Source organism: Saccharothrix mutabilis subsp. mutabilis (genome assembly GCF_039521145.1).
Classification (GTDB): Bacteria; Actinomycetota; Actinomycetes; order Mycobacteriales; family Pseudonocardiaceae; genus Actinosynnema; species Actinosynnema mutabilis.
The window spans coordinates 118,911-132,077 of record NZ_BAAABU010000014.1 but is presented as its reverse complement, the minus strand read 5'-3'; the positions used below and the strand labels follow the sequence as shown (position 1 = coordinate 132,077).

General features: G+C 73.2%; 16 protein-coding genes. 6 read left to right on the top strand and 10 right to left on the bottom strand.

Going from position 1 to position 13,167, the window contains the following annotated elements:
* Positions 1-12 precede the first annotated feature (12 nt).
* Complete coding sequence (locus ABD126_RS26195; protein ID WP_343936581.1) at positions 13-900, top strand: AraC family transcriptional regulator; 888 nt, start codon at positions 13-15, stop codon at positions 898-900.
* A gap of 33 nt (positions 901-933) precedes the next feature.
* Here ABD126_RS26195 and ABD126_RS26190 read toward each other — a convergent pair whose 3' ends face one another.
* Genes ABD126_RS26190 through ABD126_RS26180 form a run of 3 tightly spaced genes read right to left on the bottom strand, consistent with a single transcriptional unit; the run spans position 934 to position 4,596 of the window.
* Positions 934-3,042 (bottom strand): protein kinase domain-containing protein, encoded by a 2,109-nt coding sequence (locus tag ABD126_RS26190; RefSeq protein ID WP_343936580.1) that lies wholly within the window; start codon positions 3,040-3,042, stop codon positions 934-936.
* Positions 3,005-3,763, bottom strand: a complete 759-nt coding sequence (locus ABD126_RS26185) for a protein phosphatase 2C domain-containing protein (protein ID WP_343936578.1) — start codon at positions 3,761-3,763, stop codon at positions 3,005-3,007. The genes ABD126_RS26190 and ABD126_RS26185 overlap by 38 nt, the downstream gene beginning before the upstream one ends.
* Complete coding sequence (locus ABD126_RS26180) at positions 3,760-4,596, bottom strand: VWA domain-containing protein (protein WP_343936577.1); 837 nt, start codon at positions 4,594-4,596, stop codon at positions 3,760-3,762. The genes ABD126_RS26185 and ABD126_RS26180 overlap by 4 nt, the downstream gene beginning before the upstream one ends.
* Before the next feature lie 119 nt (positions 4,597-4,715).
* On the opposite strand from ABD126_RS26180, the gene ABD126_RS26175 reads away from it, so the two are divergent.
* Together ABD126_RS26175 and ABD126_RS26170 are read left to right on the top strand one after the other, a co-directional pair.
* Positions 4,716-5,108 (top strand): VOC family protein, encoded by a 393-nt coding sequence (locus ABD126_RS26175; protein WP_343936576.1) that lies wholly within the window; start codon positions 4,716-4,718, stop codon positions 5,106-5,108.
* Between the two features lie 70 nt (positions 5,109-5,178).
* A complete protein-coding gene (locus ABD126_RS26170) occupies positions 5,179-6,060 on the top strand; it encodes a helix-turn-helix domain-containing protein (RefSeq protein WP_343936575.1) in 882 nt (293 codons plus the stop codon).
* A 59-nt stretch (positions 6,061-6,119) separates the two neighbouring features.
* On the opposite strand, the gene ABD126_RS26165 is transcribed toward ABD126_RS26170, so the two are convergent.
* The 3 genes from ABD126_RS26165 to ABD126_RS26155 all read right to left on the bottom strand — a co-directional run bounded on the left by ABD126_RS26165 (position 6,120) and on the right by ABD126_RS26155 (position 7,806).
* The gene (locus ABD126_RS26165) at positions 6,120-6,452 is read right to left on the bottom strand and encodes a YnfA family protein (RefSeq protein ID WP_343936574.1); all 333 of its coding nucleotides are present in this window, start codon (positions 6,450-6,452) and stop codon (positions 6,120-6,122) included.
* Between the two features lie 73 nt (positions 6,453-6,525).
* Positions 6,526-6,867, bottom strand: coding sequence for a hypothetical protein (locus tag ABD126_RS26160; protein ID WP_343936573.1), 342 nt, complete (start codon positions 6,865-6,867; stop codon positions 6,526-6,528).
* A gap of 87 nt (positions 6,868-6,954) precedes the next feature.
* Positions 6,955-7,806 carry a trypsin-like serine protease gene (locus tag ABD126_RS26155; protein WP_343936572.1) on the bottom strand — a complete coding sequence of 284 codons (852 nt, stop codon included), beginning with the start codon at positions 7,804-7,806 and terminating at the stop codon, positions 6,955-6,957.
* Positions 7,807-8,126: 320 nt separating this feature from the next.
* On the opposite strand from ABD126_RS26155, the gene ABD126_RS26150 reads away from it, so the two are divergent.
* On the top strand, positions 8,127-8,516 hold the full coding sequence (locus tag ABD126_RS26150; protein WP_343936571.1) for a hypothetical protein: 390 nt from the start codon (positions 8,127-8,129) through the stop codon (positions 8,514-8,516).
* Positions 8,517-8,564: 48 nt separating this feature from the next.
* Here the strand turns inward: ABD126_RS26150 and ABD126_RS26145 are convergent, their stop codons facing one another.
* Positions 8,565-8,735: a hypothetical protein gene (locus tag ABD126_RS26145; RefSeq protein WP_343936570.1), complete on the bottom strand. Its 171-nt coding sequence runs from the start codon at positions 8,733-8,735 to the stop codon at positions 8,565-8,567.
* Between the two features lie 105 nt (positions 8,736-8,840).
* Positions 8,841-9,494: a TetR/AcrR family transcriptional regulator gene (locus tag ABD126_RS26140; protein ID WP_343936569.1), complete on the bottom strand. Its 654-nt coding sequence runs from the start codon at positions 9,492-9,494 to the stop codon at positions 8,841-8,843.
* A gap of 86 nt (positions 9,495-9,580) precedes the next feature.
* Here ABD126_RS26140 and ABD126_RS26135 point away from each other — a divergent pair, with 86 nt between their 5' ends.
* Together ABD126_RS26135 and ABD126_RS26130 are read left to right on the top strand one after the other, a co-directional pair.
* On the top strand, positions 9,581-10,693 hold the full coding sequence (locus ABD126_RS26135; protein ID WP_343936568.1) for an epoxide hydrolase family protein: 1,113 nt from the start codon (positions 9,581-9,583) through the stop codon (positions 10,691-10,693).
* A gap of 141 nt (positions 10,694-10,834) precedes the next feature.
* Positions 10,835-11,386 carry a carboxymuconolactone decarboxylase family protein gene (locus ABD126_RS26130; RefSeq protein ID WP_343936567.1) on the top strand — a complete coding sequence of 184 codons (552 nt, stop codon included), beginning with the start codon at positions 10,835-10,837 and terminating at the stop codon, positions 11,384-11,386.
* Between the two features lie 196 nt (positions 11,387-11,582).
* On the opposite strand, the gene ABD126_RS26125 is transcribed toward ABD126_RS26130, so the two are convergent.
* Both ABD126_RS26125 and ABD126_RS26120 read right to left on the bottom strand, forming a co-directional pair.
* Positions 11,583-12,716 (bottom strand): cellulose-binding domain-containing protein, encoded by a 1,134-nt coding sequence (locus ABD126_RS26125; protein ID WP_343936566.1) that lies wholly within the window; start codon positions 12,714-12,716, stop codon positions 11,583-11,585.
* A 106-nt stretch (positions 12,717-12,822) separates the two neighbouring features.
* Positions 12,823-13,146, bottom strand: a complete 324-nt coding sequence (locus tag ABD126_RS26120) for an Ig-like domain-containing protein (protein ID WP_343936565.1) — start codon at positions 13,144-13,146, stop codon at positions 12,823-12,825.
* Positions 13,147-13,167 lie beyond the last annotated feature (21 nt).

The window sequence follows — 13,167 nt, the reverse complement described above, 5'->3', positions numbered from 1 at the left end:
ACTGTGGGGATCATGGACGCGGTGTCGGAACTGCTGGCGGACGTGCGGGCGCGCGGCGCGGTATTCCGGCAGACGATCATGCGCCCGCCGTGGGCGCTGCGCATGGCCACCGGCGCGCCGCTGACCCTGGCCACGATGCTGCGCGGCCGGGCGTGGATCGTCCCCGACGGCCACCAGCCGGTGCCCATCGAGCCCGGCGTCGTCGCGCTGGTGCGCGGGGACGTGCCGCACACCGTCGCCGACGCGCCCACGACGCCGCCGTCCACCGTGGTGACCAGCGCCGACTACTGCCCCGGGCCGACCTCGGGCCGGACCTGCGGCACCCCGGTCGACGGGGCGCCCGTGCTGCTCAGCGGGGCGTTCGAGCGGCGGGGCGACCTCAGCGCACGGCTCCTGCACGCCCTGCCCGCCGTGCTGGTGGTCCCGGCCGGCCCGCCGGCGGACCTGCTGGCGGAGGAACTCGCCCACGACCGCCCGGGGCAGCAACTGGTCCTGGACCGCCTGCTGGACTTCCTGCTGGTCACCGCACTGCGCCACTGGTTCGCCGACCCGGCCGCGGACGCCCCGGCGTGGTGCCGGGCGCTGGACGAGCCCGTAGTGGGCGCCGCCCTGCGCCTGCTGCACGACAACCCGGCGCACCCGTGGACCGTGGCGGAGCTGGCGGCGAAGGCGGGCCTGTCCCGCGCGGCCCTGGCCCGCCGATTCACCGCGCTGGTGGGCGAACCACCCATGGCCTACCTCGCGGAGTGGCGGATCACCCTGGCCGCGAACCTGCTGCGCGAAACCGACGACACGGTGGCCGCCATCGCCCGGAAAGTGGGCTACGCCAACGCTTACGCCCTCAGCGTGGCCTTCAAGCGCATGCGCGGCACCCGCCCCACCGACCACCGCCGCGCCTGAACACCCCCACTCCCGAAGCCGGCACCGCCCGCCTCAGCCCCGGCCGGTGATGGTGAAGCGCAGGAAGCGCAGGTAGTTCACCGGGCGGAAGGCGTCGGCCCGCGCGGTGGCCTCGGCGGCGGCCCGGTCCGCCTCGTCCAGGGCCCGGGCGGCTTCGGCCAGCTCGCGGTCGTGGGTCGCCCGGGTCCGGGTGAGGGCGGTGTTGGCGGACTTGCGTTCGTCGGCCAGCAGGCTCTGCTCCACGCGCAGGGTTTCCAGCAGGTCGCGTTCGGCGGTCTTCGCCTCCTCCAGCACCCGGGAGCGGTGGTCGTCCAGCGCCGCGCTCTCGGACTCGTAGCGCTCGCGGAACGGTCGGCGGTCGGCGGCGGTCAGGGCGGTGGGGCGGCTGCGGTCGGCTTCCGCCGTCAGCCGCTCGCGCCACTGGTCGAGCCGGGTCGCCTCCGCCGCGCCGACCCCGCCGACGCGCACGCGGCTGCCGTTGGCCAGCACGAACATCGCCACCGGGCGCGGCCCGTCCAGGTCGTGGTGCAGGCCGACGAAGTCCGCGGCGGACCGGATGCCGACCGCGTGCAGGTTGGCCACCTGCGCCGGGATCAGCCCCTCGACCGCGTCGGCCACCAGCGTCGCCTTCGCCAGCTCCGTCCGCACGTGCTGCTTCTGCCGCAAGGCGAGCAGCCGTTGCTCCTCGGCGTGCGCCCGCGCCAGGGCGGCCCGGCGGTCGCGTTCGATCCGGTCGAGCCGGTTCTTGACCTCCTGCCGGTGCGCGGCCAGCCGGGAGTTGTGCCATTGCTGCAGGCCGTGGCGCTTGTCGTCCTGCTCGCGCTTGAGGTTCTCGGCCAGCTCGGCCAGCCGGCGGCCCTCCTCCTCCAGCTGCGCGACCCGCAGGGCGGCCGGTTCGCGCGCGGCACGCAGGCGTCGGCGTTCCTCGCGCGCGGTCAGGGCACCGCGCCGCTCGGCGGTCCGGTCGTAGGCCCGCGACGTCCACGACATCAGGGCGACGGCGTCCACGGCGGCGACGGCCTCGGGCAGCACCCCCAGGGGCACGCCCAACGGCAGCAACGCCATCAGCGACCACGACGCCAGCGTCCACGCCTTCGGCCGTTCGGCGAACCGCACCGGCGGCAGCGGGGCGGGCACGTGCGGTTCGAACCGCTCGGCCATCCACGTCGGCAGGGCGGTGCCCGCCGGAGCGCCGGTGGTGACGGTGTCCAGCGCTCGCAGCGGCGGCGGGGCGGCGCGTTCGCGCAGCAGGACGTCCTCGAACCGCCGGGCCAGCGCGCGCAGGCCGGGGTCGGGGTGGGCGGTCAGGGTGGCCAGCGGGAAGGAGCCCGCCGGGTCGGTGAAGTCGGGTTCGGCCAGCAGCAGGTGTTCGGCGTCCTGGTCGCGCAGCTGCCGCCACAGCGCCGGATCGACCGCCAGCGCCACCAGCGACAGGTACACCACCCACGCGGAGAACCGGTCGATCTCGGGGCCGAAGTCGGCGGCCGTGCGGTCGGGCGACTGGTAGTTGCGGTGCCCGGTCTCGGTGGCGGTCATCCCGGCCAGCGCGGGCACGTACATGCCGTCGTAGTCGACCAGCTTCACCACGCCGTCGTCGGTGACCAGGATGTTGCCGTGCTGGAGGTCGCCGTGCCCGACGCCCGCCGCGCGCAGGGCGTCCACCAGGTCGGCGAACCGCCGCGCGAGGGCGGCGAGGGCGGCGGGGTCGTCCAGGTTGCGCTCGATCCACCGGATCAGGCCGATGCCCTCGACCCACTCCATCCGCAGCACCGGGTACCAGGAGCCCTCCACGAGCACGCCCCGGTCGACGTACTCGAAGCCGACGATCCAGTCGTCGTCCAGGCCGGCCAGGTGCTCGCCGATCGCGCGGTACCGGGCGGCCTGCTCGCGCACCTCGCGGGTGAAGCACTTGACCGCGTACCGGGTGCCGTCGGCGACGGTCAGCGAGAAGACGCCCGCGAAGTTGCCGGAGATGACGCGGGGCCGGCCCAGCGCGTCCACCTGGACCTCCGCGCCGGCCAGGTCGGTGTCGCGGAAGCACAGGTCGGTGTTCTGCAACGCGTCCACGTAGGTGGCGCCGGACGGGAACGCGCGGCCCGGCTCGTCATCCGGGGTCCACGTGAACGACGGTGACGTCGTCATTGCGCATCAACCCCTCCCCGCGCACCCGGTCCAGCCAGGCGGCGAACCCGTCGTGGTCGGCCGCGAACCCCCGCAGCACCCGCCAGGGCCGCCCGCCGCGCCCGGTCTCGCGCAGGAACCACTCGGCGACGGCGTCCGTGCAGAGGAAGAACGCGTCACCCGGGCGGGTGCGGCCCGAGGCGGTGCGCACGTGCCGGGCGAGCAGGCCGGTGTCCCGGTTGAACGCGTTGACCAGCGGCGGCGTGTTGTCGAAGTCCTCCGGCCGGTCGAGCGGGAACGCGCGTTCCAGGCGGTCGTCGCGGACCTGGAACAGGCAGCTGTCGCCCAGCGCGGCGGCGTGCCACCGGTCGGCGGCGAACCGGGCGGCCAGGACGGTGGCGTGCGGGCCGCGGTCGAGCTTGGGTTGCTCGTACCAGGCGATCGGGCGGCCGTCCGCCTCGCGCGCGGCGACGTAGTCGGCCAGCCAGGCCTCCCAGGCGCGGCCGGCGGCGGCGAGGGCGGCGGCGAAGCGGTCGGGGCCCTGGAGCACTTCCGCGTCCTCGCCGGCGTGGTCGAGGAGCGAGGCGGTGAGCAGGTCGGCCCACTCCCCCGCGAGCAGGCTCTCCGACGCGCCGTCCGCCACCGCCGCGAGGACGGCTCCGGCGGCGGTCACGCGGCCGGCGTCCTCGCACTCGCGCTCGGTGTTGCCGCGCTTGGGGGCGCGGAGGGTGAACGCGGTCAACGCAGTTCCGTCGCCCGGGTGCCGATGTCGAGGAACTGCACGACCGAGGTGATGTCGGCGTTGTAGACGAACCCGCGGGCCATGTCGCCGGCCGGCAGGCCTTGCTGGAGCGCGTAGAAGCGCATGTGCTGCGGCAGCAGGCTCGACATGCCGAACAGGGTGCGCGCGTAGGGGTCGGGCAGGGCGACGTCGGTGTCGGGGAAGGTCACCGGGACGGCGTTCGCGGCCGAGACGTGCAGGTTGAACAGCAGGGCCGCGCCGTCGGCGGTGACGTGGGTCTGGACAGCCCAGGCGGCGCTGGCGGGGTCGCCGTCGGTGGACTCGCCGTCGGTCAGGTTGAGCACGATGGGCGGGAAGCAGTCCGGGTGGCGGGCCACCCAGTCGGCGACCAGCTTCTCGGCCAGGCCCAGGGCGCGGCACATCGGCGTGCCGCCGTTGGCGACCGGGTCCACCCAGACGGGGAAGCTGGTGGTGGTCTCCACCAGCCCGCCCGCGCCGTCGGGCACCTTCTTGACCCGCTTCTCCACCCGCGCGGGCTGGTCGGCGACCTGGCTGAGCGGCACGAGGTCGCGCCCGGCCAGCGGCCCGGTGAACGCGGAGCCGACGGTGTAGCCGTACCCGAGGACGGCGACGTGGAAGTAGTCGCGGACGCCTTCCTCCTTGGCGCACTTCACGCTCAGCTCGGCGAGCAACCGGTTGATGGCGTCGGCCACGACCTCGGCCTTCCGCTGCCGCGACCCGCCGCCGATCGGGTCGTTCATCGACGCCGACTGGTCGACCAGGAACACGAAGCAGGACGGGTTGGCCCGACTGATCTCGGCCGAATAGGTCACGAAGCTCCCCCTTGCGCGCTTGCCCCAGGACTCCGGGCCGACGGCGTGCGCCGGCACCGTCGGGACATCATGCCAATTCCACGCGGGCCGTCGAGGGGGGCGTGGCCTAGGCTCCGCGGGTGCGAGTCGATCTGATCACCGTCGTCGTGGCCGACTACGACCCCGCCATCGAGTTCTTCACGTGGGTCCTCGGGTTCGAGTTGGTGGACGACTCGCCCTCTCTGACCAACGACGGCCGGCCCAAGCGGTGGGTGGTGGTCCGGCCGCCCGGCGCCGAGACCGGCATCCTGCTCGCGCGGGCCGACGGGCCGCGGCAGGCGGAGGTCGTCGGGGACCAGGTCGCCGGGCGGGTCGGGTTCTTCCTGCGGGTGGACGACTTCGACGCCGCCCACGCGCAGATGGTCGCGGCCGGGGTCGAGTTCCTGACCGAGCCGCGCACCGAGGACTACGGGCGGATCGTCGTCTTCCGGGACATCGCCGGGAACAAGTGGGACCTGCTCGGCCCGGCTTGACCGGTTCCGCGGCGCGACGGCTCGGTTCCGCACCGCGACGGCTCGGTTACGCTCCCCGCGGGAGGAGACCGTGGGCGTCGAGGCTGGGACAGCGGGGTTCGGGGCGGCGTTGCGGGCCGCCATCGGGCGCAGCGGGCTCACGTTGGACGAGGTCAGCCGGCGGTTGCGCGAGCGCGGGACGCCGATCAGCGTCAGCTCGCTGAGCTACTGGCAGAACGGCGACAGCAGGCCGCGGGCCGCGTCGCTGCCGGCCGTGGCGGCGTTGGAGGAGATCCTCGGCGAGCCGCTGACCGGCCTGCTGCTCCCCCGCCCGCGCCCGACCCGCCCCGGGCCACGCGTCGCCCACGACCTGGTGATGCGCCGCCCGGAGACGGTGGCCCGCGCGCTGGCCAAGCTGGACGCGACCCCGGACGACCTCGACAGCCCGCACCGGCTCTCGCAGTACCTGTCCCACCGGGTGGACGCGACCGGGCGCGAGGAGTCGATGCGGGTGCGCCGGATCGTGCGCGCCGACCACGACGGCACGACCCGGTTCCTGTTCGTGTCCCGGGGTTCCAGCATGTCGCACCCGCCCGCGGTCACGCACGCCGTCGGCTGCCGGCCGGGCCGGTTCCGGGCCGACGTGCCGTCCGCGACGTGCGCGTTCGAGTTCCTGCTGGACCAGCCGCTGAACGCGGGCGAACTGGCCTACGTCGAATTCGGCCTGCGCCTGCCACCCGACCACGCGGCCCGCCACACCCAACTGGCCATCGTCCGCCCCGGCCGGGAGATCGCGATCCACGTGACCTTCGCCGGCGACCGCCTGCCCCGCGCCTGCCACGGCTACTTCCAACCCCGCAGCGGCCTGCCGGTCCAACGGCGGGTGGAGTTCGACGGGCCGACCCGGACCTACCAGTTCGTGGCGCTGGACCCCGAGCCGGGCCAGTACGGCATCGGCTGGACCTGGGAGTGACGACTCGTCTCCTGCGTCGATGACCCAGGGCATCTCCGCTCCCGTCGTTCCGCGTGCGGCTAGGTCCGCGGGGCGTACATGATCACCGCGACGCCGACCAGGCAGATCGCCGCGCCGAGGTAGTCCCAGCGGTCCGGGCGGAACTTGTCCACCAGCACGCCCCACGCCAGCGAGCCGGCGACGAACACGCCTCCGTAGGCGGCGAGGATGCGGCCGAAGTGGGCGTCGGGCTGGAAGGTGGCCACGAAGCCGTACGCGCCCAGCGACAGCACGCCCGCGGCGATCCACAGCAGCCCGCGGTGCTCCCGGAGTCCCTGCCACACCAGCCACGCGCCACCGATCTCGGCCACGGCCGCCAGGACGAACAGGACTATCGAGCGCAGGACGGTCACCGGGGTGACGGTAGTGCCGGGTTGGCCGGTTCGTTGAACGGCAGCGGGCAGCGGGGCTGCCCGCTCCGCATGGTCACGCCACGGCCTCCGCCCTGGCCGCCAACGCCGCCAACACCGCTTGCCGACCCGGGGGAACCGTGATGTCGAGGTTCAGTTCGTCACCGGTCACTTCGAGGGTGAAGGTGAAGAACGAACAACAGCCCGTCTCCCGCACGGCCAGGTCGGCCGCTCGCGCGGCGATCTGCGGTTCGGGGGTCAGGCTCATGCGCACGGTGGTCGGGCTGACCCTGGTCACCGAGCGCAGCGCGGCGGCGAACAGGTCGTCGAACTCGCGCTCGCGCAGCGGCTGCTCGGCGGTGGGCAGGGTGCAGGCGTCGGCGGGGAGCGGTGTCCAGGAAGGTGCTTCCACGTCCATGTTCCGACGGTAACCCGGTACCCCGGGTACCGGGTGCAAGTGCGACCGCCGTCCGGGCCACAACGGGCCGGACGGCGGTCGGTGGGGTCAGGGCAGGGTGACGAACGGCTTCAGGAACGAACGGGCCGACGGGGTGTCGAGGCGGTAGACGACGTTGGTGGCGTAGCACGGCGCGTCGCCGGTGATGGTGGTCGCCACCAGGGTGCGGGTGCCGTCGAGGGTGGCGAAGTTCGGGCCGCCCGAGTCGCCGTAGCAGGCGCCGCCGTAGCCCTGGGACTCGATCATCGACAGGCGCAGCCACGTGCTGTTCAGCGCGTTGAAGCCCAGCGGGGCCTTCATGCGCACGCCGCCGCCGGGGTGGGTGTGGCCGCCGGGGCCGCGGGCGGCTTCCTCGGTGCCGTAGCCGACGACGGAGTACTCGGCGGCGTTCAGGCCCTGCGGTCCGAGGGCGTCGAGCTTGCCCGCCGTGGGCAGGGTGGCCGGGGTGAACGACCAGCGCGCCGCGAGCTGCCTGGCCGACACCTCGACCACGGCGATGTCGTGCGAGTCGGCGGAGTTGCCCGGGTAGGCGGGGTCGTTGTGCGCCACACCGGGGACGCCGACCGCCGCCGCCTTCTGCGCGGGCGTGCCGGGGGCGGCGTCGAGGGCGGACTGCACGTCCTGGAGCAGGGACACGTAGAACTTCACGTTCGCCGGCCAGTCGGTGGTGCAGTGGGCGGCGGTGAGGAAGGTGTCGCGGTCGACCATCGTCCCGCTGCACACCCAGTCCACGCGGTCCGGCGTGGCCGGGTCGCCGTCGTTGTCCCAGGTGGCGACCAGCGCGCCGACCTCGGTGCGCTCCGGCGCGGGGGTGGCGTTGTAGGTGTTGATCGCGGAGGCGGGTGTGGCGGTCACTGCGGCGAACGCGACCACGGCTGCGGCCACGGTTGCTGTGCGCATGGGCACTCCCTTGCTGCGTGCGGCGTAAGAGCGCGATTGAACCCCTCCCGCGCCGACCACAAAACCCTCCTACCAGCGTTCACAGATGCCAACCGGTTCAGGACGCCGGCACGGTGTCGGCCCACTCGACGGTCACGCCCGACGCGGTCCGGTGCCGGGTGAGTTCGCGCAGTTCGGCGCGGTCCGGTGGGGTGGGGCCGAGGCCGATCGCGTACCGGGCTGAGCCGGACCGAAGCGGTTACCGACCAATTCCGCACCACTTGCCCGCCGACTGCCACCATGATGGATCAGCGAGACCCCCTGACCGGAAGGCTGCGCCCATGACGACGACCTCGCCCCCCAGGAGCACCGGCCGCAAGTTGGCCCGGTTCGTGGGGCACTACCTGGAGATGGTCGTCGCCATGCTGGTCGGCATGATGGTGCTCGGCATGCTGTGGCCGGCGTCGTGGACCGCGCGGGTCGAGGTCGGGGCGCTGCTGATGGCCACCGACATGACCGTGGCGATGGCGCTGTGGATGCGCATCCGCAAGCACTCGTGGCCGCGCGTCCTGGAGATGTCCGCCGCGATGTACTTGCCGTTCGTGGCGCTGTTCGTGCCGTACTGGATGGATCTGATGTCCGGCGACGCGCTGATGGTCGCCGCGCACGTGATCATGTTCCCGCTGATGCTCGTCGCCATGCTGTGGCGGCGCGCGGATTACTGGCACTAGGCGGGGTCCCGCGGGAGGCCTCGGACCGAGAGCCTCCCGCGCGGCGCGTCAGCCGCCGATGCCGCCGAGCAGCGGGCCCACCAGGGCGGTGACCGGGCTGAGCAGGCCGGCCGGGCCGCCGGGGCCGGCGAGGCCGCCCGCGGGGGCCGCGGTGGCGACCGGCGCGGTGAGGACGAGGGCGGCGGCCGTCGCGGCGACGAGCTTGCCAAGAGTGCGCATCAAGTACTCCGAACCGTGGTTGCGTTCCCGGACAACCGTGGATGCTGGCCCGACCCCACCGGGCCCGCGACCCGAGTCCGGAAGCTCGACCCTTCCGTGTGACGATCAGTCCTCCGCGGACCCCCGCGGCTGCCAGCGCCACGCGAAGTCGCCGGAGTGCGGCGGCGGGCCGGGCAGTTCCACGCCGCCGTCGTGGCCCAGGCTCTCGACCATCATCGCCAGCACCCGCCGGCGCAGCTCACGAGTCCGCTCGACGTCCGGGACGCGGATCGCGGCGCAGCTCTCCAGCACCAGGCCCAGGTCCTCCACGACGGCGTCGGGGCGCAGCCGGCCCGCCTCCCGCGCGCGGTCGACCACGGCCCGCGCCAGCCGGGCGGCGCGCTGGGAGTCCTCGAACATCTCCGGGGTCGGGGTGAACGTGCCGGCCAGGTGCACGGTCAGGGAATGCACGTCCGCCTCGACCACGCGGTCGAGGAACCCGGCGAACGCGGTCCACGCGTCGGGCTGCTCCAGCGCGGCCTCGGCCTCGGCGATGTAGCGGCGCAGGCCGTCGTGGCACAGCTTGCGCAGCATGTGCTCCTTGCCCGGGTAGCGGCGGTAGAGGGCGCTGATGCCCACGCCGGCGCGCTTGGCCACGGCGGCGACGGGGGCCTTGGGGTCGGCCATGAAGACCTCGCGCGCCGCGTCGAGGATGACCTGGTCGTTCTGCGCGGCCTGGCGGCGGCGACCGGCGAGGCCGGTTTCGGCGGGTGACGACATGGTCACGAGAATAACACTTGGAACGGATCGTTCCGCTCTGCTACAGTGAAACGGAACAAAGCGTTCCGTTCCGAAGGAGACAGGCCATGACGAACACCGCGATCCGCCCCTTCCGCGTCGAGGTCGCCCAGGCGAAGCTCGACGACCTGGCCGACCGCCTGCGCCGGGCGCTGTGGCCGTCGGAGCTGCCCGGGGTCGGCGACGCGTACGGCGTGCCCGGCGACCGCGTCCGCTCGCTGGCGCAGCACTGGCTGGAGGAGTTCGACTGGCGGGCCTTCGAGGCGAAGCTGAACGCCTTCCCGCAGTTCGTCACCGAGATCGACGGCGAGGACATCCACTTCCTGCACGTCCGCTCGTCCCGCCCGGACGCGACGCCGCTGGTCATGACCCACGGGTGGCCCGGTTCGGTGGTCGAGTACCTGGACGTCATCGCACCGCTCACCGAGCCCGCGGCCGACCAGCCCGCGTTCCACGTGGTCGTCCCGTCGCTGCCGGGCTTCGGCTTCTCCGGCCCGACCCGCAGCACCGGGTGGAACCGGTACCGCACCGCGGCGGCGTGGGTCGAGCTGATGCACCGCCTGGGTTACGAGCGCTACGGCGCGGTCGGCAACGACGGCGGCTCGATGGTCTCCCCCGAGATGGGCCGCCTCGACCCGGACGGCGTGATCGGCGTGCACGTCACCCAGGTGTTCTCGTTCCCGTCGGGCGACCCGGCCGAGTTCGCCGACCTGAGCGAGGCGGACCTGGCCGCGCTCCAGCACCTCCAGTGGTTCATGGACAACAAGTTCTCGTTCAACCAGCTGCACAGCCAGCAGCCGCAGACCCTGGCCTACGCCATCACCGACTCCCCCATCGGCCTGCTCGCCTGGAACGCGCAGCTGTTCGACGAGAACCTCGACGCGGAGTTCGTGGTCGCGAACGTGGCCCTGTACTGGCTGACCGGCACGGCCGGGTCCGCGATCCGCTTCTACTACGAGGACGCCCACGCCACCGAGCACCCGACCGGGCCGACCACGACCCCGCTCGGCCTGGCCATGTTCGCGGGCGACTTCCAGTCCATCCGCCGCTTCGCCGACCGCGACCACAAGAACATCGTCAGCTGGAACTCCTACGACGGCGCGGGCGGCCACTACGCGGCGCACGAGGCCACGGACACCCTGGTCGCCGACATCCGCCGGTTCTACGCGCAGCTCGTCTGATCCCCCACGAAGGGCCGGTCACCCCGACCGGCCCTTCGCCTTCGACCGCGTGCCGTTCTCCGGTGAGGGCGTTGCGCGGATGATCGTGGCCTCGCTATCTTGAAATGGTCGTTCCAAGTTAGCCTCAGGAGGTCGCCCGAGATGGCGGAGTTCACCCTGCACGACGAGACCACGGCCCCCGAGGAGTCCCGCCCGCACTTGGCGGCGGGCAAGAAGCGCATGGGTTTCGTGACGACGTTGAACGCGGTGATGGCCGAGTCGCCGGAACTGCTCGCCGGGTACAACGCGCTGGCCGAGCAGTTCGGCAAGTCGTCCCTGCCGGGGCCGGCGAAGCACGTCGTGTGGATCACGGCGAGTGTCGTCAACGGCTGCGAGTACTGCGTGGCGGCGCACTCCACGGTCGCGCTGAAGAACGGTGTGGACGCGGCGGCGGTGGAGGCGCTGCGGGCCGGCAAGCCGTTGGCGGACGGGGCGTTGGAGGCGGTGCGGGCGCTGACGGAGTCGATGGTCGCCGACCGCGGGTGGGTGTCCGACGAGCAGGTCGAGCGCTTCCTGGCGGCGGGCTACACGCGGCGGCACGTGCTGGACGTGGTGCTGGGGGTGGGCATGAAGACGCTGTCCAACTACACCAACCACATCGCCCACACCCCGCTCGACCCGGCGTGGGCGGACCAGGCCTGGACCCGCGACTGACCCGGCTTGGTGGCGCGGCGGCTGCGGCTCGGCGGCTGCGCTCGGCGGCTGAGGCTGGGCGGGGGGGCGGCTCGGGGGGCGGCGCGGCGGCGGGCGCGGGCGGCGACTGCGGCTCGGCGGGGGCGGCGGGGTTTGTGTGGTCTGGCCGGTGAGCGGTGGCGGAGCCTGGGAGTTGGCTCCGCCACCGCTTGTCGAGTCAGCAGGCGATCGGCTGGGGTCCGAAGGCCACGTCGTCGAACCACAGCGTGTCCGCGCCGTCGCCGTAGCTCTCCCAGCCCAGCCGGACGTCCACGACGTTCGGCCGCCAACCGGCCCGAGCCAACCACTGCTGGTCCACGTCCGGCGTCGGGGTGCCGTCCACCTGCAAGCCCGTGACGTCCTGGCCGTCCAGCGCCGTGCGCAGCTTGCCGGTCGGGTCGACGGTGAACTGCACGCACGTCCACGTCCCCGTCGGCAGCGGCTTGCTCAGCGCCACTCCCTGCGGGCTCTGCGCGGGCAGCGTGGCGTCGTCGGACTCGCGGTTCCACTGAAGGGCCTGGTTCTGGCCACCCATCCGCAAGTCCTTGCCGTTGTCGGCGGTGTCCTTGAGCGCCATGAACGTCACGTGCGCGGCGGGCAGCGGCGTGGTGTGGCGGACGTAGAAACGGCCGTGCGTGTTGCCGCCGGGGAGCGCGGTGCCGAGGAAGATGTGGTTGCAGTAGCCCGCTTTCCCGTCCACGCGGACCGACTTGGACCCGCCGTGCGCCACCGTGCTGTCGATGGTGACCGTGCTCTGGCCCGTGCAGTTGGCCGCGCCGACCGTCCACGGGGCACCGGGCGTGCCGGCGTGACCCTCGAAGTCGTCGCAGACAACAGCGCCCGAGCACGTGGGAGGTGGCGACGAAGTCGTGGTCGTGGTGGTGGTTGTGGTTGTGGTTGTGGTTGTGGTTGTGGTTGCGTCGTTGCACCGCACGCCGTTGAGCGCGAAGTCGGTCGGCGTCGGGTTCGTGCCGGAGTAGGTGGCCTGGAAGCCGAACTGGGTGCTCGCGCCCGTCCCGAGTGCGCCGTTCCACTGGGCGTTGCGGGCGGTGACTTTGTTGCCGGTCTGGGTCACCGTCGAGTTCCAGGCGCTGGTCACAGCCTGGTTGCCGGCGAAGGTCCAGGTGAGCGTCCACGTGCTGACCGGCGCGGCGTGGTTGGCGACCTTGACGTTGGCGGTGAAGCCGGTGGACCACTGGTTGGGCACGTAGTCCACGGCGCACGCGGGCGCGGCGCGCACCGCCTGCCCGCCCAGCACCACCAGTCCGGCCGTCGTGAGTAGCGCGGCGATCGCCGCCAGTGCAGCGCGCACAACAACCCCTTCGTCGTCGTGTCTGGGAGCGTTCCCAGACACCGACTGTAACGGTCCAGTCACGCGGATGGAAGGGGCCGGGCCGTCGCGGCCCGGCCCGCAGCCGTCAAAAACCCACTCGGATGGTCACCTTCGCCGGTGCCGAGACCGCGCCCGCCGCGTCGACCACCTCGTAGGTGAACGAGTCCTCCCCCGCCACCACCGACCGCGCCCGGTAGTGGAACGACCCGTCGGCCGCCGGCGTCAGCGTCCCGTGCCGGGGCCCGTCGACCAGCCGCGCGGTGAGCGGCCCGCCGTCCGGGTCCGTGTCGTTGCCCAGCACGCCCGGCGCGGGCACCCGCAGCGCGGACGACCACACCCGCCGGGTGAACGCGTCGTCCACGGCCGCCGGCGGGCGGTTCACCGGGCTGGTGTTCAGCCGCACCCTCACCAGGCTGTCCACACCCCGGTG